Annotated in this window: 18 protein-coding genes; 7 read left to right on the top strand and 11 right to left on the bottom strand. The window is 58.6% G+C overall.

Annotated features, from left to right (window positions below):
* Window positions 1-42: 42 nt before the first annotated feature.
* The 3 genes from plsC to IM271_RS10210 all read right to left on the bottom strand — a co-directional run bounded on the left by plsC (window position 43) and on the right by IM271_RS10210 (window position 3,721).
* Window positions 43-780 (bottom strand): 1-acylglycerol-3-phosphate O-acyltransferase, encoded by a 738-nt coding sequence (plsC, locus tag IM271_RS10200; protein WP_028014424.1) that lies wholly within the window; start codon window positions 778-780, stop codon window positions 43-45.
* Window positions 781-942: 162 nt separating this feature from the next.
* Complete coding sequence (gene parC, locus IM271_RS10205; RefSeq protein ID WP_041908127.1) at window positions 943-3,201, bottom strand: DNA topoisomerase IV subunit A; 2,259 nt, start codon at window positions 3,199-3,201, stop codon at window positions 943-945.
* 118 nt (window positions 3,202-3,319) lie between these two features.
* Window positions 3,320-3,721, bottom strand: a complete 402-nt coding sequence (locus tag IM271_RS10210) for a YgiW/YdeI family stress tolerance OB fold protein (RefSeq protein WP_023309189.1) — start codon at window positions 3,719-3,721, stop codon at window positions 3,320-3,322.
* Window positions 3,722-3,860: 139 nt separating this feature from the next.
* Between IM271_RS10210 and qseB the strand changes: the two genes are divergently transcribed.
* The 5 genes from qseB (at window position 3,861) to lysM (ending at window position 7,413) form a co-directional block, all read left to right on the top strand.
* Complete coding sequence (qseB, locus tag IM271_RS10215) at window positions 3,861-4,520, top strand: quorum sensing response regulator transcription factor QseB (RefSeq protein WP_047364588.1); 660 nt, start codon at window positions 3,861-3,863, stop codon at window positions 4,518-4,520.
* Window positions 4,517-5,854, top strand: coding sequence for a quorum sensing histidine kinase QseC (qseC, locus tag IM271_RS10220; RefSeq protein WP_193052547.1), 1,338 nt, complete (start codon window positions 4,517-4,519; stop codon window positions 5,852-5,854). The genes qseB and qseC overlap by 4 nt, the downstream gene beginning before the upstream one ends.
* A gap of 105 nt (window positions 5,855-5,959) precedes the next feature.
* Complete coding sequence (locus IM271_RS10225) at window positions 5,960-6,541, top strand: NAD(P)H-dependent oxidoreductase (protein ID WP_024906501.1); 582 nt, start codon at window positions 5,960-5,962, stop codon at window positions 6,539-6,541.
* Between the two features lie 31 nt (window positions 6,542-6,572).
* A complete protein-coding gene (locus tag IM271_RS10230) occupies window positions 6,573-6,887 on the top strand; it encodes a putative quinol monooxygenase (RefSeq protein WP_008502984.1) in 315 nt (104 codons plus the stop codon).
* Between the two features lie 85 nt (window positions 6,888-6,972).
* Window positions 6,973-7,413: a peptidoglycan-binding protein LysM gene (gene lysM, locus IM271_RS10235; RefSeq protein ID WP_028014428.1), complete on the top strand. Its 441-nt coding sequence runs from the start codon at window positions 6,973-6,975 to the stop codon at window positions 7,411-7,413.
* A 32-nt stretch (window positions 7,414-7,445) separates the two neighbouring features.
* Here lysM and IM271_RS10240 read toward each other — a convergent pair whose 3' ends face one another.
* From IM271_RS10240 to IM271_RS10250, 3 genes are read right to left on the bottom strand one after another with little or no spacing between them, the layout of a single operon-like run.
* Window positions 7,446-8,633, bottom strand: a complete 1,188-nt coding sequence (locus tag IM271_RS10240; RefSeq protein ID WP_193052548.1) for a glycoside hydrolase family 88 protein — start codon at window positions 8,631-8,633, stop codon at window positions 7,446-7,448.
* A gap of 17 nt (window positions 8,634-8,650) precedes the next feature.
* A complete protein-coding gene (locus IM271_RS10245) occupies window positions 8,651-9,916 on the bottom strand; it encodes an oligosaccharide MFS transporter (RefSeq protein WP_193052549.1) in 1,266 nt (421 codons plus the stop codon).
* Window positions 9,917-9,948: 32 nt separating this feature from the next.
* Window positions 9,949-11,763 carry a DUF2264 domain-containing protein gene (locus IM271_RS10250; protein ID WP_193052550.1) on the bottom strand — a complete coding sequence of 605 codons (1,815 nt, stop codon included), beginning with the start codon at window positions 11,761-11,763 and terminating at the stop codon, window positions 9,949-9,951.
* Between the two features lie 166 nt (window positions 11,764-11,929).
* Here IM271_RS10250 and IM271_RS10255 point away from each other — a divergent pair, with 166 nt between their 5' ends.
* Complete coding sequence (locus IM271_RS10255; protein ID WP_193052551.1) at window positions 11,930-12,769, top strand: AraC family transcriptional regulator; 840 nt, start codon at window positions 11,930-11,932, stop codon at window positions 12,767-12,769.
* 40 nt (window positions 12,770-12,809) lie between these two features.
* Here the strand turns inward: IM271_RS10255 and IM271_RS10260 are convergent, their stop codons facing one another.
* From IM271_RS10260 to IM271_RS10280, 5 genes are read right to left on the bottom strand one after another with little or no spacing between them, the layout of a single operon-like run.
* On the bottom strand, window positions 12,810-13,685 hold the full coding sequence (locus IM271_RS10260) for a MurR/RpiR family transcriptional regulator (protein WP_028014433.1): 876 nt from the start codon (window positions 13,683-13,685) through the stop codon (window positions 12,810-12,812).
* Window positions 13,682-14,632, bottom strand: a complete 951-nt coding sequence (locus IM271_RS10265) for an iron-siderophore ABC transporter substrate-binding protein (protein WP_193052552.1) — start codon at window positions 14,630-14,632, stop codon at window positions 13,682-13,684. Before IM271_RS10265 ends, IM271_RS10260 begins: the two co-directional genes overlap by 4 nt.
* Window positions 14,633-14,641: 9 nt before the next feature.
* On the bottom strand, window positions 14,642-15,682 hold the full coding sequence (locus IM271_RS10270) for an iron ABC transporter permease (RefSeq protein ID WP_193052553.1): 1,041 nt from the start codon (window positions 15,680-15,682) through the stop codon (window positions 14,642-14,644).
* Entirely contained in the window at window positions 15,679-16,662 is a 984-nt protein-coding gene (locus IM271_RS10275; RefSeq protein ID WP_193052554.1) for an iron ABC transporter permease, read from the bottom strand. Before IM271_RS10275 ends, IM271_RS10270 begins: the two co-directional genes overlap by 4 nt.
* Entirely contained in the window at window positions 16,659-17,471 is an 813-nt protein-coding gene (locus IM271_RS10280; protein ID WP_028014437.1) for an ABC transporter ATP-binding protein, read from the bottom strand. Before IM271_RS10280 ends, IM271_RS10275 begins: the two co-directional genes overlap by 4 nt.
* 385 nt (window positions 17,472-17,856) lie before the next feature.
* Between IM271_RS10280 and IM271_RS10285 the strand changes: the two genes are divergently transcribed.
* Window positions 17,857-19,995 (top strand): TonB-dependent siderophore receptor, encoded by a 2,139-nt coding sequence (locus tag IM271_RS10285; protein WP_193052555.1) that lies wholly within the window; start codon window positions 17,857-17,859, stop codon window positions 19,993-19,995.
* Window positions 19,996-20,058: the final 63 nt, after the last annotated feature.

Raw genomic sequence — 20,058 nt, forward strand, 5'->3', positions numbered from 1 at the left:
ACGACTAACAACGCGGGAATTCTTTTTCCCTTTAACGCCGAATTAAACCTTACCGGCGGCTTCTCTTTCTGCGACTTCTTTATCCAGCAGCGCAATATGCTGAGCCATGAGCTCGCGGCAGTGTGCTGCCAGTTCGCGCACCTGGTCTTTACCGTATTTGCTGGTATCGACGGGTGGCAGCATTTCGACAATCACCAGACCATTATTCAGGCGGTTAAGATTAATCTTATTAGAAGTATTGGAAACGCACACGGGAATAATTGGAACACCTGCCGCAATTGCGGCATGAAACGCGCCGGTTTTAAACGGCAGCAGGCCGCGCCCGCGGCTACGCGTCCCTTCCGGGAACATCCAGATTGAGATCCGGCGCTTTTTAAAATGATTCACCACTTCTGCAATGGTGCCGTGCGCTTTTGCACGGTTGTTACGGTCGATCAGCAGGTTACCGGTCAGCCAGTACAGCTGGCCAAAAAACGGGATCCACAGCAGGCTTTTTTTCCCCACCGTCACGGTCGGAGGCAGAACAATATTGGAGGCCGTCACCATATCGTAGTTGTTCTGATGGTTGGCGATATAGATGGCGTTACCGAAGTTTTCCGCTCCTTCAGGCAGGCGTTTTTCAACCTTCAGACCAAACAGCGGCGCAAGGCGACCGAACATATGGCCAAAGGTGGCAACATGCTTCGGATTACGCGGGCTGAACAGGCAGTAAATAGAGCCGAAAATACAGACCAGAATGCAGTAAATAACGGTAAGAATGAGACGAACAATGTATAGCATAGCGACCTCTGAAGCCCTGACAGCTGACAATTATACTTCACCTGTGGCCAGGTAAGGACTTTATTACGAGCGCGTATTGTTAATCGCAACGCACGAATTAACAACGATTTTACGGGAAATTTTATTGAAATACCCCCTCCGGACAGAGGGGGTGTCATGACATTACTCTTCGCTGTCGCCCGCGCTGCTGCGCGCAGGCGAATCAATCTCCACGCGGTCGATACGCTGCAGGCCGCGCATCAGCGAACCGCGGCGACCGCGCTCGCCCACCACTTTCTGCAGCTCTTCCGGGCGAAGCTTGATTTTACGCTTGCCGACGTGGATGGTCAGCGTGCTCTGCGGCGGCAGCAGGAAGAGGTGCGCCAGGCCATCTTCACCTTTCGCGGCTTCCGCCGACGGGATGTTGATGATCTTGTTGCCCTTACCTTTAGACAGCTCCGGCAGATCGCTGACCGGGAACATCAGCATGCGTCCGGCAGAGGTGATCGCCAGCAGCATGTCGCTCTCGTTCTCAATCACCAGCGGCGTCATCACGCGGGCATTGTCCGGCAGGCTGATCAGCGCTTTACCGGCACGGTTACGCGACACGAGGTCGTTAAAGGTACAGATAAAGCCGTAGCCCGCATCGGACGCCATCAGCAGCTTCTGGTCGTCGGCCTCCATCAGCATGTGGTCAACCGTTGCGCCCGGCGGCAGCGTCAGCTTACCGGTGAGCGGTTCGCCCTGGCCGCGCGCGGAAGGCAGCGTGATCGGGTCGATAGCGTAGCTGCGGCCCGTGGAGTCGATAAACGCCACCGGCTGGTTGCTCTTGCCTTTCACCGCCGCCTTAAAGCTGTCGCCCGCTTTGTAGCTCAGACCCGGCGCGTCGATATCGTGGCCTTTGGCGCTGCGCACCCAGCCGCTCTGCGACAGGACAATGGTCACCGGCTCGGACGGCTGCATGTCGTGCTCGTTCATCGCCTTCGCTTCTTCGCGCTCGTGCAGCGGAGAACGACGGTCGTCGCCGAAGGCATCGGCATCCGCCTGCAGCTCTTTCTTCAGCAGGGTGTTCATCTTGCGTTCGGACGCGAGGATCGCCTGCAGCTGATCGCGCTCTTTTTCCAGCTCGCTTTGCTCGCCGCGGATCTTCATCTCTTCCAGCTTAGCGAGATGGCGCAGCTTCAGTTCGAGGATCGCTTCGGCCTGGGTTTCGCTGATGCCGAAGCGCGACATCAGCGCAGGCTTCGGCTCGTCCTCGGTACGGATGATCTCAATCACTTCATCGATATTGAGGAACGCCACCAGCAAACCTTCGAGGATATGCAGGCGCTTAAGCACTTTCTCCAGACGATGGTTCAGACGACGGCGCACCGTATCGCGGCGGAACGTCAGCCACTCGCTGAGGATCTCCAGCAGGTTTTTCACCGCCGGACGACCGTCGAGGCCAATCATATTCAGGTTGATGCGGTAGCTTTTTTCCAGATCGGTAGTGGCGAACAGGTGGTTCATCACCTGCTCCATGTCCACGCGGTTAGAGCGCGGCACGATCACCAGACGAGTCGGGTTCTCGTGGTCGGATTCGTCGCGCAGATCGTCCACCATCGGCAGCTTTTTATTGCGCATCTGGGCGGCGATCTGCTCCAGCACCTTCGCACCGGACACCTGGTGCGGCAGCGCGGTGATCACCACGGCGCCGTCCTCTTTATTCCACACCGCGCGCATGCGCACGGAACCGCGACCGTTCTGGTAGATTTTGCGGATTTCTGCACGCGAGGTGATGATCTCGGCTTCGGTCGGGTAATCCGGCCCCTGCACGATATCCAGCAGCTCGTCCAGCGAGGTTTTTGGCTGCTCGATCAGGGTGATGGCGGCTTTCGCCACTTCACGCAGGTTGTGCGGCGGAATGTCCGTCGCCATGCCCACGGCGATACCGGTGGTGCCGTTCAGCAGGATGTTCGGCAGACGCGCAGGCAGCATCTTCGGCTCCTGCAGCGTACCGTCGAAGTTTGGCACCCAGTCAACGGTTCCCTGACCCAGCTCGCCCAGCAGCACTTCGGCGTATTTGGACAGGCGGGATTCGGTATAACGCATCGCTGCGAAGGATTTCGGATCGTCCGGCGCACCCCAGTTCCCCTGCCCGTCCACCAGCGGGTAGCGGTAAGAGAACGGCTGGGCCATCAGCACCATCGCTTCATAGCAGGCACTGTCGCCGTGCGGATGGTATTTACCCAGTACGTCACCAACGGTACGGGCGGATTTCTTGAACTTGGCGGTGGCGTTCAGCCCCAGTTCGGACATCGCATAGACGATGCGGCGCTGAACGGGCTTCAGGCCATCCCCGATAAACGGCAACGCCCTGTCCATGATGACGTACATGGAGTAGTTCAGGTAGGCGTTTTCCGTGAATTCATGTAGCGCGAGGCGCTCTGCCATATCGCTCATTACGTGTGATTCCTCAACTCAGAAACCGAAGGGTTTCAGGCAATATTGCCGCAGATACTACCTCATCTGACGAATTGAGTCACAAAGAAAAAGGGCCGCATAAGCGGCCCTTTTCGGGTTATTTGTTCAGCTTGATAACCTGCTTCACGTCGATTTCAAACTCGTTCCAGTCTTTGTCGACTTTACCCTGCAGCTCTACTTTATCCTGCGGGGTGACGGTCACGCCGTTCCAGCGCTTGTGGTCAATCTCAACCACCACCGTGCCGGACTCGTCGCGGAAGGTGTAGCGGTCATCGGACAGGCGCTCGGTAATGTTCCCGCGCAGCTTCACCCAGGCATCGTCCTTCAGGTCTTTCACTTTAGCCGCGGTGGTGAGGTTGGCGTTGTTATCGACAAAACCGCCTTGCTGGGTTTGCGTCTGGGTCTGTGTCGCTGATGGGCCAGTAAAACCGCCCTGTGCAGCAAAGACCGGCGCGGTGGTCATCATCATGATGGCAGCAATTGCAGCGAATTTTTTCATCTTCATCTCTCCCTTTAATGTCGTTTCGCAGTCCATTAAACAGGGTAAACCTTAACAACTTCTTAAGGGGAAAATTTATTTATTTTTACTGTACAGCAGGCGCTTGCAGAGGGTTTACTGACGGCATCAAGGAGGGAACATGCGCATTTTACTGGTAGAAGACGACAGGTTAATCGGCGATGGCATCAAAGCAGGCTTAAGCAAACTGGGCTTTAGCGTGGACTGGTTTACCGACGGGAAAACCGGGCAGGCCGCGCTCGCCTCAGCGCCCTATGATGCCGTGGTGCTTGACCTGACCCTACCGGGAATTGACGGTCTGGAGATCCTGCGCGCCTGGCGCGAAAGCGGCCGCAGCGAGCCGGTACTGATCCTGACCGCGCGGGATGCGCTGAACCAGCGCGTTGAAGGGCTGCGCCTCGGTGCGGACGATTATCTCTGTAAGCCGTTCGCGCTGATAGAAGTGGCCGCCCGCCTGGAAGCGCTGGTGCGCCGCAGCCACGGTCAGACCCGCAGCGAGCTGCGCCACGGCAAGGTGACGCTCGATCCGGCAAGCCTCGTCGCCACGCTGGAGGGCGAAACGCTGACGCTTAAACCCAAAGAGTTCGCCCTGCTGGAGCTGCTGATGCGCAACGCGGGCCGGGTGCTGCCGCGCAAGCTGATCGAGGAAAAGCTTTATACCTGGGACGATGACGTCTCCAGCAACGCCGTCGAAGTCCATGTCCATCATTTACGCCGCAAGCTCGGGAGCGAGTTTATCCGCACCGTGCACGGCATCGGCTACACCCTGGGTGACGCATGAAGCTGAGCCTGAAGCTGCGCCTGACGCTCCTCTTTTTAGCGCTGTCTCTGACGGCCTGGTTTGCCGCCAGCCTGGTGGCGTGGCAGCAGACCACCCACAAGCTCGATAAGCTGTTCGACACCCAGCAGATGCTGTTTGCCAAACGGCTGCTGACGATGGATCTGGACGAGATCCGCGCGCCGGAGCGCATGCGCGAGGTGCCGAAAAAGGCGAAACACGGGCATCTGGACGATGACGCGCTGGCCTTCGCTATTTACGCTTCAGACGGCACGATGATCCTTAACGACGGCGAAAACGGGCGCGATATCCCGTATCACTATCGTCGTGACGGCTTTGATGACGGACGGCTTCAGGATGACAACGATGAATGGCGCTTTTTATGGCTGACGTCGCCAGACGGAAAATACCGCGTGGTGGTCGGCCAGGAGTGGGAGTACCGACAGGATATGGCGCTGGACGTGGTCAGCTCGCAGCTGACGCCGTGGCTGGTGGCGCTGCCGGTGATGCTGCTGTTGCTGATCGTCCTGCTGAGCCGGGAGCTGAAGCCCCTTAAAAAGCTGGCCCAGACCCTGCGCTCCCGCTCGCCGGACGCCACCGACGCCCTGCCCACTCAGGGCGTGCCGGCGGAAGTGCGCCCCCTGCTCGACTCGCTGAACCATCTCTTTACCCGTACCCAGGAGATGATGACCCGCGAGCGCCGCTTTACCTCCGACGCCGCCCACGAGCTGCGCAGCCCGCTGGCGGCGCTGAAGGTGCAAACCGACGTGGCGCAGCTTTCTCAGGACGATCCGCAGGCGCAGGAAAAAGCGCTGGCGCAGCTGCACGCGGGTATCGACCGCGCCTCCCGGCTGGTGGATCAGCTCCTCACCCTGTCGCGCCTGGACTCGCTGGACAGCCTGGACGGCGTAGAACAGATAGCGATGGCCGACCTGCTGCAGTCTGCGGTAATGGATATTTATCCTTCGGCACAGCAGGCGGGTATTGATATTCGCCTGCACATCAACGCGCCGGAGGTGACCCGAACGGGTCAGCAGCTGCTTCTGAGCCTGCTGGCGCGCAACCTGCTGGATAACGCCACCCGCTACAGCCCGCGCGGCAGCGTGGTAGACGTGACGCTGAACACCCGTAGCGTTACCGTGCGCGACAATGGCCCGGGCATTTCGCCCGATGCGCTGGCGCGTCTCGGCGAGCGCTTTTATCGTCCAGCGGGTCAGGACGCCACGGGCAGCGGGCTGGGGCTATCCATTGTGAAACGCATTGCCGCGCTGCACGGCATGCGCGTCTCGCTGGGCAATGCGCCAGAAGGCGGCTTTGAAGTGAAGGTTAACTGGTAAGGGATTATTGCATTTAGCGCAAAAGACTTTGCACATTTTGCTTATTTTTCCGCTCCGTCCTCGCGCGTAGAATACCCGGCATACTCTCATCACCGAGGACAAATAATGAGCAATATTCTGATTATCAACGGCGCGAAAGAGTTCGCGCACTCTAAAGGCCAGTTGAATGACACCCTGACCGAGGTCGCGGACGGTTTCCTGCGCGACGCCGGGCATGATGTTAAGGTCGTGCGCGCGGACAGCAACTATGACGTGAAGGCCGAAGTGCAGAACTTCCTGTGGGCCGATGTGGTTATCTGGCAGATGCCGGGCTGGTGGATGGGCGCGCCGTGGACCGTGAAAAAATACATGGACGACGTCTTCACCGAAGGTCACGGTTCGCTGTATGCCAGCGACGGACGCACCCGCTCAGACGCCTCTAAAAAATACGGCTCCGGCGGTCTGATTCAGGGCAAAAAATATATGCTCTCCCTGACCTGGAACGCCCCTCTGGAGGCCTTCACCGAAAAAGATCAGTTCTTCGAAGGCGTGGGCGTAGACGGCGCGTATCTGCCGTTCCACAAGGCGAACCAGTTCCTGGGGATGGATCCGCTGCCGACCTTTATCGTCAACGACGTGATTAAAATGCCTGACGTCCCGAGCTATATCGCAGAATATCGCAAGCATCTCGCGAAAATTTTTGCTTAACTGGTAGCCTGGAATTAAAGGAGTAGTAACCATGCTTACAGTAATCGCAGAAATCCGTACTCGTCCAGGTCAACATCACCGCCAGGCGGTGCTGGATCAGTTCGCGAAAATCATCCCAACCGTACTGAAAGAAGAAGGCTGCCACGGCTACGCGCCGATGGTGGACGCCGCTACCGACGCAAGCTTCCAGGCCACTGCGCCAGACTCCATTATCATGGTTGAGCAGTGGGAAACCGTCGCGCACCTCGAAGCACACCTGCAGACCGCGCACATGAAAGCGTGGAGCGATGCGGTGAAGGGTGACGTGCTGGAGACCCACATCCGTATTCTGGAGCAAGGGGTTTAAAACCTGCCTTCCCTCTCCTTCCGGGGAGGGAATTCTCTCTGACCTGCTATGCTTATTCTGACTTCATGATTAACAGGAGGATGGAATGGGTCTTTTTAACTTCGTGAAAGAAGCAGGCGAAAAGCTATGGGATAACCTGACCGACCACAAAGGTCAGAGCGACAAAATCACCGAGCACCTCAAGAAACTCAACATTCCCGGTTCAGACAAAGTTCAGGTTAACGTTACCGACGGCAAGGCCAGCGTGACGGGTGACGGGCTGACCCAGGAGCAGAAAGAAAAAATCCAGGTCGCCGTCGGCAACATCGCCGGCGTCAGCGAGGTGGAGAACAACATCACCACGACCGATGCCAAAGATGAAGCCACCTACTACACGGTAAAATCCGGCGACACCCTGAGCGCTATCTCCAAAACCGTGTACGGCGATGCCAACCAGTACAATAAGATTTTTGAGGCTAACCGCCCGATGCTCTCCAGCCCGGATAAAATCTACCCCGGCCAGACGCTACGTATTCCTAAAGCGTGATCCGCGAGTCGGGGGTCGCCCCCCGACCGTTTTTACCAGTACAGTTTCCAGCTCTGCGTAAAGCGCACCAGCGCCTCCACGTAGAAGTAATCTCCCCAGCTCGCACACTCGTCCACCCCTTTGTTGTTCGCCAGGTGATAGACCGAGTGCTTCAGCAGCCCGGTGCCCTTCTCCTCTTTGCCCATCAGGTAGTGCTTCGTCAGTGACGACATAATGCCTTTGGCCCATTCCAGATAACGCTCCCGGTCCGGATCCGTCACGGGCAGTTGCTTCACCAGCTCCAGCAGCCCGCACACCGCAATCGCCGCCGAGGACGAATCGCGCAGCGCGTCGGTCCCCACCAGCGCCAGATCCCAGTGGCAGACGTAGTCTTCCGGGAGGCGGTTGAGGAAGTAGTTCGCCAGCCGCTTCGACAGGGCGACCATCGTCTCGTCGCCGGTATAGATATAGCTCAGCAGGAAGCCGTAAATCCCCCACGCCTGCCCGCGCGACCAGCAGGAGTCATCGGCATAGCCCTGCTGGGTATTGCCGTAGCGCGGCGCGCCGGTTTGTACGTCCATATAATAGGTGTGGAACGTGGAGGCATCGTCGCGGATGAGATAGTTTGCCGCCTGCATGACGTGCGCTTTTGCGGCGTCAGCAAAGCGCGGATCCCCCGTCTGCTCCGTCGCCCAGTAGAGCAGCGGCAGGTTCATGTTGCAGTCGATGATCATCCGTCCGGCCTGCTCCGGGTCTGAAAGATCGCCCCACGCCTGAATGATTTTCGCCTTCTCATGAAAGCGCTCCAGCAGGGCTTCAGCCGCCAGCAGGGAGAAACCGCGCGCCTCGCGGCTGCCGGTAAGTCTCCAGGCCGCCACACAGGAGAGCGTGTACAGGAAGCCCAGATCGTGAGTGTTGGTGTCGCTGCGCCCGGCGATGCGCAGGCCGAAGGAGCGCACGTGTTTTTCCGCCATCGAGCGGAATTTCTCCTCGCCGCTCATCTCCCACGCCAGCCACAGCTGGCCGGTCCAGAAGCTGGTTGTCCACTCTACGTTGTCGGTCAGCGGGTAATAACCGTTCCGGCAGGTTTCCGCCGGGAACTGCTCTCCGAATGCCGTTAAATGACGGCTAATCAACTCGAGGACGTGGCTACGCGCAGAGATCAGTTCATCGCTAAACAGGCGCGAGTCTACGGGAGCAGGAATGGCAGACAGGCGTTCCTCTCTGATACGACTTAACATATTTCGGTTCCTTGTGGTCAGCGTGATGAAGGTTCTGCTACGTTCAGCGGGCGGGGGCCGCGCCATTTGCTCTGGCAGGCGGATAACGTAAAGGCAGAAATAAAGGTAAAGATCAGCGCCGTCGCCCCCATGATGATATAGGTCTGTTCAAAGCCGATGCGGTCATACATATATCCGGCAGGCGAGGAAACCACCACGTTCCCCACGTACAGCATCGCCTGATAGCCCAGTAAATACATGGTGGCGTTCACGCGCTTGTCGAAATGCTCCGCAATATATTTAAAGACCGACACCAGCAGCAGGCAAATTTCTATACCGTATAGCGGCTTGAGCACGGAAATTAACAGATGCGAGTCGCACATCCCGGAAATAATCAAACGCGCCCCGACGATCAGCCCGACAATTAATAGCCCGCGCCTGGCGCCAATAAAGTTAACGAATAGCGGGACAACCATATACATGACGAATTCTATGCCCGACTGCACGGTGCCGAGATAGCCAAACACCGCGTTGCCCTCATGAATATCGTCAAAGAAGGTAACGAAATAGCGCGAGAACTGCTGCTCGGCGATAAACATCATCCACGCCACGCCCGCCACGTACAGGCAAAAAGCCCAGAATTTACGGTTACGCAGCAGGGCGTACACATCTGCCGGGGCGATTTTCTCTTTGGTCAGTACCGCATCGGCATGAACGGAGTTAGTGTTCACTTTCAGGCTGAGCAGGACAACCAGCATCACGATCGACGTCACGCTGCCCATAATGAAGTTATAGGTCGGTGAGAGGTTGAACAGCAGGCCGGAGAAGGACGATGCCACCGCCCAGCCGAGCGAGCCCCACATACGAATTTGCCCGAACTCCATGCCGTTTAAGCGGCTGAAGCGGTCGGAATAGGATTCACACGCCGACACGCCCGCATACCAGGCAAAGCTTAAATAGAGCGCGCCGATAATAATCCCCAGCAAGGTGCTGGACATTAACAGCGGCTGATAGACGTAAATAAAAAACGGCGCCATCAGGGCCGACATGGCGACCACAAAATAGAGCAGGTATTTGCTCATGCCGATTTTATCGAGAATATAGCCGTAGATGGGTTTGAGGATAACGGAAAATATTCCGTTCACCGCGAACACGGTTCCAATTACCGTCCCGCTGAGATTCGCTTTTTGACCCAGCCAGATCGCCAGCAGGCCAATACTCGCGGACCAGGTAAAGAAATAGAGAAAAATAAAGCTGCTGATTTTGTAATATTCGGTTCTGTTGGTTGTCGATGTATTTTTCATACCATCCTCGCCGAGGTGTAGGGTCAGAATTTTTATAACGTGAACGACAGCAGACGTTCGCCTCCAGGATCGCGGATTACGACCCGGTTATGGTTCATATCCAGCTGCGGCGCGGCCGCAACGTTCTGTTTTTCACTGGCAATGACGGCGCAGCAGAGCCAGCGCTCTCCCGGTTGGAGATCGGTTTTTAACAGCGGAATGGAGGCGCACTCCGGGAACATGATGCTGCTGTTCGGCGGCGTGACGATGCTGTCCGGGGTGCGTTCAATGAAAGGCGACAGATCGACAATCGCACTGCTGCCGTTCTCTGCCGCCAGATAGCTGCCGCGCGCGCGGATTTGGTGCTCCGTTTTCATCACGGCGAAACCGCCCTCCGCCGTTTGCAGCGTGCGCGCGCTGTTGATGCGGTGCAGGCGCAAATGCCACTCGCCGAAGGGGATTTGCCAGGTCTCGATGTGCACGTCGTGCCACGGCGACCAGCGTGAATAGATAAAGTTTTCATCCACCCGCACCGCGTCGCACTCGCGACGTCCGCGGAAATAGTTATCCCCGTCCGCCAGCAGCAGCATGGAATCACAGGCCGCATGCTTCAGGCCAAAGCGCCCGCGCTCAATGGTGAAGCCAAAGCGGCTGGAGTAGGCAAATTTGGTGTATTTCGCTTCGGTGTTGACGTAGTTGTTCAGCTCCAGCTGACCGGCGGTGAGCATGGTGACGTGCTGAGAGTTCGTCGAATGCATCAGGATCTGCTGCGCGTGCGGGATGACGTGCTTCTCCGCCAGCGTGGGCAGCGGCAGTTCTTCTGCCTGCCAGAACGGATGCGTCTCCGGCAGCGCCAGAATCAGGTAGCTTTTTAGCGCCCAGTAGGGCGAGCCGGGAGAGTTATAGTCCTCACACATGGCGAGGTTCGGACAGGCAAAACCGAGGGTCAGAATGCCGTCCCGGTCGGTAATTGTCCGCTGCTGCCACCAGCGGAGATGGCGCAGGATAATGCCCTTCACAATACCAGGCGTGAACACGTCAAGTTCAGAGAAGGCAACCGCGCTCCAGAAGGCGACCATCGCAAAGCGGTAGGTCAGGCTGCGGCCAAACGGTACCGACGCGCCGTCCGCGGCGGACCAGTAGATAAAGTCCTCCGCAAACAGACACGAGCGCTCGCGCAGCACCTCCGCCCTCGCCTCGTCGCCGCTTAAAGTGGCGTAAATCAGGCCGTAGAAGTGGAACGCCATGGAGATGTAATAATCTTTCGGGCGACCCGCGCCGTCGGAATACCAGCCGTCACCCAGGTAATAGGCCTCCATCAGCGCAAACCGATGGTCGATGGCGGCCTGGTCGTACGGCAGCCCGGCGCGTTTGAAGCCCAGCTGGACCATAATGGCAAAGTAGTTCCAGTTGCTGTCGGGCATCTGCGCGTCGGCAATCTGATTCAGCCACGCGTGCAGGTTCATCACCTCGCGCTCGCTGAAGCAATCGGTGAGTTTATTCCCCAGCAGGGAAAGCCCCAGACCGTAGGATGCCATCTCAACCAGACGCTGATCGTACGGACCGGTTTCGCCCCAGTAGCCCGGACTTTGCGGATCGGTGCCGATCCTGATGGCCTGCATGTACTTCTCGCTAAACGGCGAAGCATCGCCCGAAGCCAACAGCGGAAACAGCCCCCATAGCGCGCGGGAGAGCCCCTCCATCTGCGCGATATCCGTCGCGTAGTGCGCGCAGGTATCACCCAGCGAGAACCGCGAATGATTTACCGGAAACTGCTTATCCAGCGAGCCAAGTAAGGTATTCAGAGACGCCACGACGTCCTGGCGTGAAGACAACAGATTTGATTTTTCTTCGCTTTCCGCCCGCATAGTTCCACCCTCGTCATCAACTGCGGCCAAGCATAGTGAATGCGTCAGGTGGAGAAATGTTAGCCACGTCACAGGTGAGAACGTTCGATAAACCTGCGGTTGATTAAATTTAAAAAGGTGGTTTATAAACCTCTTCTGACGGGGAAAAGTTGAGTTTTATTGCACTATGCATGACGCGCCCATAACCGATCGTCTTGAGCTCATTACCTTAAACGACACCGTAGCGTCGTTCAGCCGCCTGTTTGCTAACACGGTGCGTTACCACCACTGGCATCAGTGTCTTGAAATTCTCTATGTGGAAGAAGGGTTTGGCGTCGCGATTGTCGATAACCGTCACTACACCATGCGCCCCGGACGCCTGTTTTTCTTTCCGCCGTTTACCCTGCATAAAGTCAGGGTAGACGAACAGGCGGAAGCAATTCACCGGCGCACGATTATTCACCTCGACCACCATGCGGTGCTGAAGTGCCTGCGTGATTTTCCGCACACGCAGCAGCGGCTGGAGAAACTCTCGCGTCGCGGCTCAGAGGCGTGGGTGGTTGACCTGGCACACTGCCACAGCCATGTCGATCATCTGTTCAGCTGTTATCCGCCGCCGATGAGCAGCGAAAGCATCGCCGGGCTGCTGATTAGCCTGTTTGCTATGTTGCCTGACGATCGTACCGGCGCACCGGGCAGCAGCACGGGGATCGCCAGCCAGGTGATGTTCTGGCTGGACGAGCATTATCAGGAGAAATTCCGCCTCGACGCGCTGGCAGCGGAACTGGGCAGATCGCGCAGCTACGTGTCGCGAAAATTTCATGCGGAGACGGGGGAGAAAATCCACCATTACCTGAACACGCTCCGCCTGCGTAAGGCGTGCGAATGCCTGCTGCACAGTGACGCGAGCGTGCGGGAGATTGCCGTGCGGGTGGGATTTTCCGACGTGACCTGGTTTATCAGCGCATTTAAGAAGGGGATTGGCGAGACGCCGCTGCAGTACCGGAAGAATCATCGTGCGGTATGACACCCTCACCCGCCCCTCTCCCGCGGGAAGAGGGAGACAATCAACTGCTTTTCTTGCCCGGCTTTAGCCCACGGTGAAGCTCGTTGATGCGCTTCATCGACTTGATGGTGCGCTGCGGCTCGGTGGAGGCGACGGATAAAACAATCATCTCCAGGCACAGCAGCACCGTGCCGTGGAGCGGGATTTTGCCCTTCTCGCCGCCGCGCGGAACGTGGATCACCACGCTGGCCTCTTTGCTGAATCGGGAGTCGGTGGCATTGGTGAGCAAAATGGTGGGGATCCCCAGCCGTTTCGCTTCGCGCAGCGTGGTTTGCCCTTCCCGATGCGCGGATTTTTGCGCCATCATGATCAGCACATCCCCGCGCTGGAGACCTATCAGCTGCTCGGCCAGCCCTATTCCGGTGCGGTTAAGCGGCGTGGCGGGTAGCCCCATCCGGCTGAACAGCCTGGCGGTGTAGTCGGCCAAAATCCCGGACGCGCCAATCCCAAATATGGCAACCTGCCTCGCCTGCGCCAGCAGCGAGACCGCCTGCGCCATCGCGAAGCGGTTGTGGGGTTCAGACAACACCTCACAGGTGTGCTGATGCCCTTCCAGCACGAAATCAATGCTCGCATTGACGTCGCTGGTCAGCGTATTCACCGTGGTGGAGATCTTTTCGCTGGAGGTCACAACCGGGCCAAACCACTGCTCCAGCGTCTGCTTGAGATCGCGCAGCCCGGCGAAACCCAGCGCCTGGATGGCGCGAACGACGGTAGCGTCCGACGTTTTCAGCAGCGTCGCGATCTCCATTGCCGTCTGCTCCATCACCGCTTCACGATTTTCATTGATATAGCGCGCCACCTGCAGCAGGCGCGGCGTGAGCTGGTGCGACCGGGAGCGGAGGCGGTCGCCGAAGAGATCAACTTTACGGCTCATCGTGATGCCTCCGGCAGCGGACGTCCGGCAATCTGCGACTGGACCTGCGCGGCCATCAGCCCTAACGAGGCGAACGAGTTCGAGATGGCCTCTTCACGCGAGATCAGCACGTAATGTCCGGTGCGACAGGCATTCAGGAACTGACACCAGCCCGGCATCACCGCATCCATCGCCTCCAGCTCATCCTGCGGTTTGCCGCCCGTATCCCCGCGCCAGGTAGCGAAAACGAAATCCGCATCCAGCTCCGGCAGCCGCTCGGCGCTGACGTCAATGCGTCCACCTTCCGGGATGGACTCAATCAGCGGCGGGAAGGTGAACCCGGCATCACGCAGCACGCGGCCCAGCGAGTGATAGCTGTGCATGGCGTTGATTTTCCCCTGATTGGCCTGAATCACCGACACGCTCACTTTGCGGGTATCAATAGTCGCTTTCAGCGCCTGAATTTGCTCCTGATAGCGCCGCTCCAGAACCTTGAGCCGCGCCTGCGTGCCCGTCAGCTGCGCCAGCTTGCGGTAGATCTCCGGTGCGCCGCCGTCGAGATGATCGATACTCACCGTCGGGGCAATTTTCTCCAGCTGTTCCACCGGGGTATTTCGCGTCGGCTCGGTAATGATCAGGTCAGGCTTTGCGGCGGCGATGGCTTCAATGTCGATATCCGCAGTGCCGATAAACTTGATGTCGGAATTATCGAAGTCGACGCCGGTCAACATGCCGCTGGAGCGCAGAAAATGGCTGCCGTCCGGCCGGGTGCGGCCATGGCTCGCCACCGGCGGCACGCCAAGCTCAATCAGCGGAATAGTGATGTCCAGGTCGTGTAGCGAGACGATCCGTTTCGGATGCACCGGCACCACCACCTTACGGTTCAGATCGTCAGTAAACGTCTGCGTCGGCTCGGTCGCGCTCGCCGCAAACCCCACCAGCAACAGCAATGAAAACAGTATGCGCATGTTAATCCCCTAAAATCTGTCCCGACGCTGCCAGAGCAGCAGCAGTAAAAACGGTCCGCCAATCAGTGAAATCACAATTCCCGCCGGCAGCTGCAGCGGGAGGAATGCCAGCCGCCCGACGTTATCCGCCAGTAGCACCAGCAGCGCCCCCAGCACGGCGCTACCCGTCAGGAGCGCCGTTTGCCCGCCGCGGAGCAGCAGGCGCGCCATGTGCGGCGCAATCAGCCCGACAAAACCAATGCTGCCCACGCAGGAGACGCAGGCCGCCGTCAGCACTACCGGGGCGAGAACCCTGAGAAGCGCCAGCCGGTTTGTGCGCACGCCAAGGCCCGCTGCGGTGTGGTTACCAAGCAGCGCCACGTCCGCAGCGCGGGCGGTAAACAGCAGCAGCGCAAACGCCGGAAACGCCCAGGCAGCGGCAATGCAGACCAGCATCCAGTTTGCCGCGTGGAGGCTGCCCGCCAGCCATAGCATCGCCGTCTGCACGTCGCGCACGTCCGCCGTGGTCATAAAGACGCCCATTGCGGCGGCAAAGACCCACGACACGCCGATGCCGATCAGGATGAATCGCGGACGTGAGATATCGCGCGCCAGGGCCACCACCAGCAGCGCGGTGAGCAGCCCCCCGGCCATGCCAACCAGCGGCCGCCAGGCCAGGCCCAGCGCCGGGAACTGAAATATCAGCAGCAGTACCGCCGCGCTACAGCCCTCTTTCACCCCGATAAGCCCCGGATCGGCCAGGCCATTGCGGGTAATGGACTGCATTGCCGCCCCCGCCATGCCGAGCATCCCACCGCACAGCGCCGCCATCAGCAGGCGCGGCAGGCGGATATCCATCACGATGTAGCGCGTCTCTGACGTCAGGGTTTCTGGATAAAACAGCGCGCGCCCGATGGCGGAAGTGGGGATGGGCAGAGAGCCGTGCGTCAGGCCAAACCCCGTCAGCAGGCAGGCGGCCAGCGTCAGGATGACCAGACATACCAGCGCCTTTGGGCGGACCAGCGCCGAGAAGGCGCCAACGCGTAGCGCACGCAGTCCGGCGCGGTTCATTTGAACATCCTCGAGGCCATGAAGATAAAGACCGGGGCGCCAACCAGCGCGGTCATGATGCCGGTTGCCAGCTCCCAGGGCGAAAACAGCGTGCGGGCAGCGATATCCGCCAGCAGCAGAACCAGCGCCCCGCACAGGGCGGACATCGGCACCATCACGCGCAGATCGACCGACACCAGACGGCGAACGAGCTGAGGCACCACGAGGCCGATAAAGCCGATCGGCCCGGCGAGGGAGACCGCCGCACCGCAGAGTAGCGCGATGGCCATCAGGGCAAGCAGCCGCGTTTTCAGCAGCGATACGCCAAGCCCCTGCGCCATTCTGTCGCCCAGCGCCAGCATGTTGAGCGAGGGCGACAGCCAGAGCGCCAGCGCAAAGCCCACGCCAGCCACCCACAGGGCAGCGGCAATCGTTTCACCGCTGACCCCCGCTAAATCCCCCGCCAGCCAGGTGCGCATGGCGAGCAACGTCTGTTCATCGAGGATGAGCACCGTGGCGGTAATCGACGAGGCAAACGCCGACATCGCCACGCCGCACAGCGTGACCTTCATCGGCGTAAGCCCGGTGCGTCCGGACGAGGAGAACGTGAGCACCAGCAGAAACAGCGCCGCGGCTCCGGCGGCGGCAATCAGCGGGCGCCCAAACGGCAGCGTCATCCCCAGCGCGCTCGTCAGCACCACCGCCAGCGCCGCCCCGGCGTTGAGCCCCAGAATATGCGGTTCGCCGAGCGGGTTGCGGATCGTGGATTGCAGCAGCACGCCCGCCACGCCGAGCGCGGCGCCCGTCACCATCGCGGCGCAGAGGCGCAGCAGTCTGAGCTTGATGATGATGTTATGGTCGAAATTGCGCGGATCGAAGTGAAGGATGGCCTCCACCACCGTATGCGGGGCGATAAAGCGGGCGCCGATCCCCAGATGGGCAATCGCACCCGTTGCCAGCAGCACGGCGAACATCAGGAAAGCCAGAGAGGTGCGCATCATGGCTGTTTTGCGACCTGGCGAAACGGCATAAAGAACGGTTTACCGGTCAGCGGATTGATGGACATATGCACGTCGACATCAAACACCGCTTTAATCAGCTCCGGCGTGCAGGCGTCCCCTTCATGCAGTACGCCCTCGACTTTTCCCTGGCGTAAAAAGACCAGCGAATCGCCGTAGCTCACGGCGAAGTTGAGATCGTGCAGCACCACCACCACGGTACGTCCGTGCTCGCGCGTCAGCGTATGCAGCAGTTCGAGGATCTCCACCTGGTAGCGGAGATCGAGGAACGTGGTGGGTTCATCCAGCAGGATATAGGGCGTTTGCTGCGCCAGCGCCATGGCGATCCAGCAGCGCTGACGCTGGCCGCCGGACAGGCTTTCGACGGGCATGTGGGCAAACTCGGCCGTGCCGGTCAGGCGCAGGGCCTCCTCCACCGCCTGCTCGTCCTCGTCGCTCCACTGGCGCATAACGTTCTGCCAGGGAAAACGCCCGCGCGAGACCAGCTCAAAGACGGTTAACCCTTCCGGCAGCAGCGGAGACTGCGGCAGGATGCCAAGCTGGCGGGCGACGGCTTTCGTCGGCTGCGCGTGGATCGCCTTGCCGTCGAGAACCGCCGCGCCACCAAGCGGCTGAAGCAAACGCGCGATGGTACTCAGCAGCGTGGATTTTCCGCAGCCGTTCGCCCCCACCAGAACGGTGATTTTCTGCTGGGGGATCGCAAGGGAAATATCATCAACGATGATTTTTTTCTGATAACCGGCAGAAAGATTCTCCAGAACCAGACCCGGTTTTGTCGTGTTGTGAGCCACGTGCATGCCAACGTAATAAAAAAAGGGAAACAAATATAAATAAAAATCATTCTCTTTTGAGAGTTTGAGGCCGCGCCGTGTAGTAGTCAAGGGAAGAAACACCCTGAAAAAACCAGGGGTAACGGTGTGCTACTACACTGGCCGGTAAAACAATAAAGACTTATTTTTCAATTAATTAACCTGCTACCACTGCGCTTTTCCGTTACGTTTCAGAGATGTAGCCGATTTTTAGCTTTTTTCATTTACTACTACATTTCCGCATGATTGAATGATTCTCAATTACATGTTCGATGCCAGTTCTGGCTAACGGGCAGACCATAAAGGGCAATGACTCACAGGTTCTTCCGTGAAGGTGCTTCACGGATATTTTGGGATAACAGTTGTAATGGCTACGTTCACACCTTCACTCTCTGGGATAAAAGGGCGCGCGCTCTTTTCACTGCTGTTTATGGCGCCGCTGTCGCAGGCAGCAGACACCACGGCTAAAGACGGCGAAACGCTTACCGTCACCGCCGATCCAAATGCTACGGCGGAGGCCACCAACGGCTACCAGCCGCTGAATACCTCCACCGCCACGCTGACCAACATGCCGATGCTGGATATCCCGCAGGTGGTGAATACCGTCAGCGATAAGGTGCTGGCGGATCAGCACGCCACCACGCTCGATGAAGCGCTCTATAACGTCAGCAACGTGGTGCAGACCAACACCCTGGGCGGTACGCAGGATGCCTTTGTGCGCCGCGGGTTTGGCGCAAACCGCGACGGCTCGATCATGACCAACGGCCTGCGCACCGTGCTGCCGCGCAGCTTTAACGCCGCAACAGAACGCGTGGAGGTGCTGAAAGGCCCGGCCTCAACGCTGTACGGCATTCTCGATCCGGGCGGCCTGATTAACGTCGTCACGAAGCGCCCGGAGAAAATCTTCGGTGGCTCGATTTCTGCCACCTCTTCCAGCTTTGGCGGCGGCACCGGACAGATCGATGTCACCGGTCCGATTGAGGGCACGCGCCTGGCGTATCGCCTCACGGGCGAGTATCAGGACGAGGATTACTGGCGCAACTTCGGCAACGAACGCAGCACGTTTATCGCCCCGTCGCTGACCTGGTTCGGCGACGATGCCACCGTGACCGTGCTCTATTCGCATCGCGACTATAAGACGCCGTTCGATCGCGGAACGATCTTCGATCTCAACACTAAAAAGGCCGTCGACGTCGATCGCAAAACCCGCTTTGACGAGCCGTTTAACGTGACCGACGGGCAGTCCGATCTCGCTCAGCTTAACGCGGAATACCGCCTCAACAGCCAGTGGACCGCGAAGTTCGACTACAGCTACAGCCAGGATAAATACAGCGACAACCAGGCCCGCGTCATGGCCTACGATTCAAAAACCGGCACCCTGACCCGCCGGGTGGATGCAACCCAGGGCTCGACCCAGCGCATGCACAGCACCCGTGCGGATCTGCAGGGCAACGTGGATATCGCGGGCTTTTATAATGAGATCCTCACCGGCGTGTCGTATGAAAATTACGATCTGCTGCGCAAGGACATGATGCGCTGTAAGAACGTTAAAGGTTTCAATATCTATAATCCGGTTTACGGCAAACTCGACGAGTGTACAACCGTCTCCGCCGCTGACAGCGACCAGACGCTCAAGCAGGAGAGCTACTCGGCCTACGCCCAGGATGCCCTGTACCTGACGGATAAATGGATCGCCGTCGCCGGGCTGCGCTACCAGTATTACACCCAGTACGCGGGCAAAGGTCGTCCGTTTAACGTCAATACCGACAGCCGCGACGAGCAGTGGACGCCGAAGCTGGGGCTGGTTTACAAACTGACGCCAGCAGTCTCGCTGTTTGCCAACTATTCGCAGACGTTTATGCCGCAGTCGTCCATTGCGAGCTACATTGGCGACCTGCCGCCGGAAACCTCAAACGCGTACGAAGTAGGGGCAAAGTTCGATCTGTTCGACGGCATTACCGCCAATATCGCGCTGTTTGATATTCACAAGCGCAACGTGCTGTATACCGAAAGCATTGGGGGCGAAACCATCGCCAAAACCGCGGGCCGCGTGCGATCTCAGGGCGTGGAGGTGGATCTTGCCGGGTCACTGACCGAGAACACCAATATTATCGCCAGCTACGGCTATACCGACGCGAAGGTGCTGGAGGACCCGGATTACGCGGGTAAACCGCTGCCGAACGTGCCGCGCCACACCGGCTCACTCTTCCTCACCTACGATATTCACAATGCGTTTGCCAGAAATACCCTGACGCTCGGCGGTGGCGGGCACGGCGTTAGCCGCCGCTCGGCGACCAACGGTGCGGATTATTATCTGCCGGGCTATTTCGTGGCGGATGCGTTTGCGGCGTATAAGATGAAGCTGCAGTATCCGGTGACGCTGCAGGTGAACGTGAAGAACCTGTTTGATAAGACCTACTACACGTCGTCGATTGCGACCAACAACCTGGGCAACCAGATTGGCGACCCGCGCGAAGTGCAGTTTACGGTGAAGATGGAGTTTTGATGTAAAAAAGCCCGGTGGCGCTAATGCTTACCGGGCCTACGATCCATTCCCTCTCCCTGTGGG

The sequence above is a fragment of the Enterobacter cloacae complex sp. I3 genome (assembly GCF_014896175.1).
GTDB lineage: Bacteria > Pseudomonadota > Gammaproteobacteria > Enterobacterales > Enterobacteriaceae > Enterobacter > Enterobacter bugandensis.

Coding starts and splice junctions, on each gene's coding strand:
- IM271_RS10285 (WP_193052555.1), top strand. CDS start 17,857: ATGGCTACGTTCACACCTTCACTCTCTGGGATAAAAGGGCGCGCGCTC.
- IM271_RS10230 (WP_008502984.1), top strand. CDS start 6,573: ATGCTTACAGTAATCGCAGAAATCCGTACTCGTCCAGGTCAACATCAC.
- IM271_RS10240 (WP_193052548.1), bottom strand. CDS start 8,633: ATGTTAAGTCGTATCAGAGAGGAACGCCTGTCTGCCATTCCTGCTCCC.
- IM271_RS10255 (WP_193052551.1), top strand. CDS start 11,930: ATGCATGACGCGCCCATAACCGATCGTCTTGAGCTCATTACCTTAAAC.
- IM271_RS10275 (WP_193052554.1), bottom strand. CDS start 16,662: ATGATGCGCACCTCTCTGGCTTTCCTGATGTTCGCCGTGCTGCTGGCA.
- IM271_RS10265 (WP_193052552.1), bottom strand. CDS start 14,632: ATGCGCATACTGTTTTCATTGCTGTTGCTGGTGGGGTTTGCGGCGAGC.
- lysM (WP_028014428.1), top strand. CDS start 6,973: ATGGGTCTTTTTAACTTCGTGAAAGAAGCAGGCGAAAAGCTATGGGAT.
- IM271_RS10210 (WP_023309189.1), bottom strand. CDS start 3,721: ATGAAAAAATTCGCTGCAATTGCTGCCATCATGATGATGACCACCGCG.
- IM271_RS10250 (WP_193052550.1), bottom strand. CDS start 11,763: ATGCGGGCGGAAAGCGAAGAAAAATCAAATCTGTTGTCTTCACGCCAG.
- IM271_RS10270 (WP_193052553.1), bottom strand. CDS start 15,682: ATGAACCGCGCCGGACTGCGTGCGCTACGCGTTGGCGCCTTCTCGGCG.
- plsC (WP_028014424.1), bottom strand. CDS start 780: ATGCTATACATTGTTCGTCTCATTCTTACCGTTATTTACTGCATTCTG.
- parC (WP_041908127.1), bottom strand. CDS start 3,201: ATGAGCGATATGGCAGAGCGCCTCGCGCTACATGAATTCACGGAAAAC.
- qseC (WP_193052547.1), top strand. CDS start 4,517: ATGAAGCTGAGCCTGAAGCTGCGCCTGACGCTCCTCTTTTTAGCGCTG.
- IM271_RS10260 (WP_028014433.1), bottom strand. CDS start 13,685: ATGAGCCGTAAAGTTGATCTCTTCGGCGACCGCCTCCGCTCCCGGTCG.
- qseB (WP_047364588.1), top strand. CDS start 3,861: ATGCGCATTTTACTGGTAGAAGACGACAGGTTAATCGGCGATGGCATC.
- IM271_RS10245 (WP_193052549.1), bottom strand. CDS start 9,916: ATGAAAAATACATCGACAACCAACAGAACCGAATATTACAAAATCAGC.
- IM271_RS10225 (WP_024906501.1), top strand. CDS start 5,960: ATGAGCAATATTCTGATTATCAACGGCGCGAAAGAGTTCGCGCACTCT.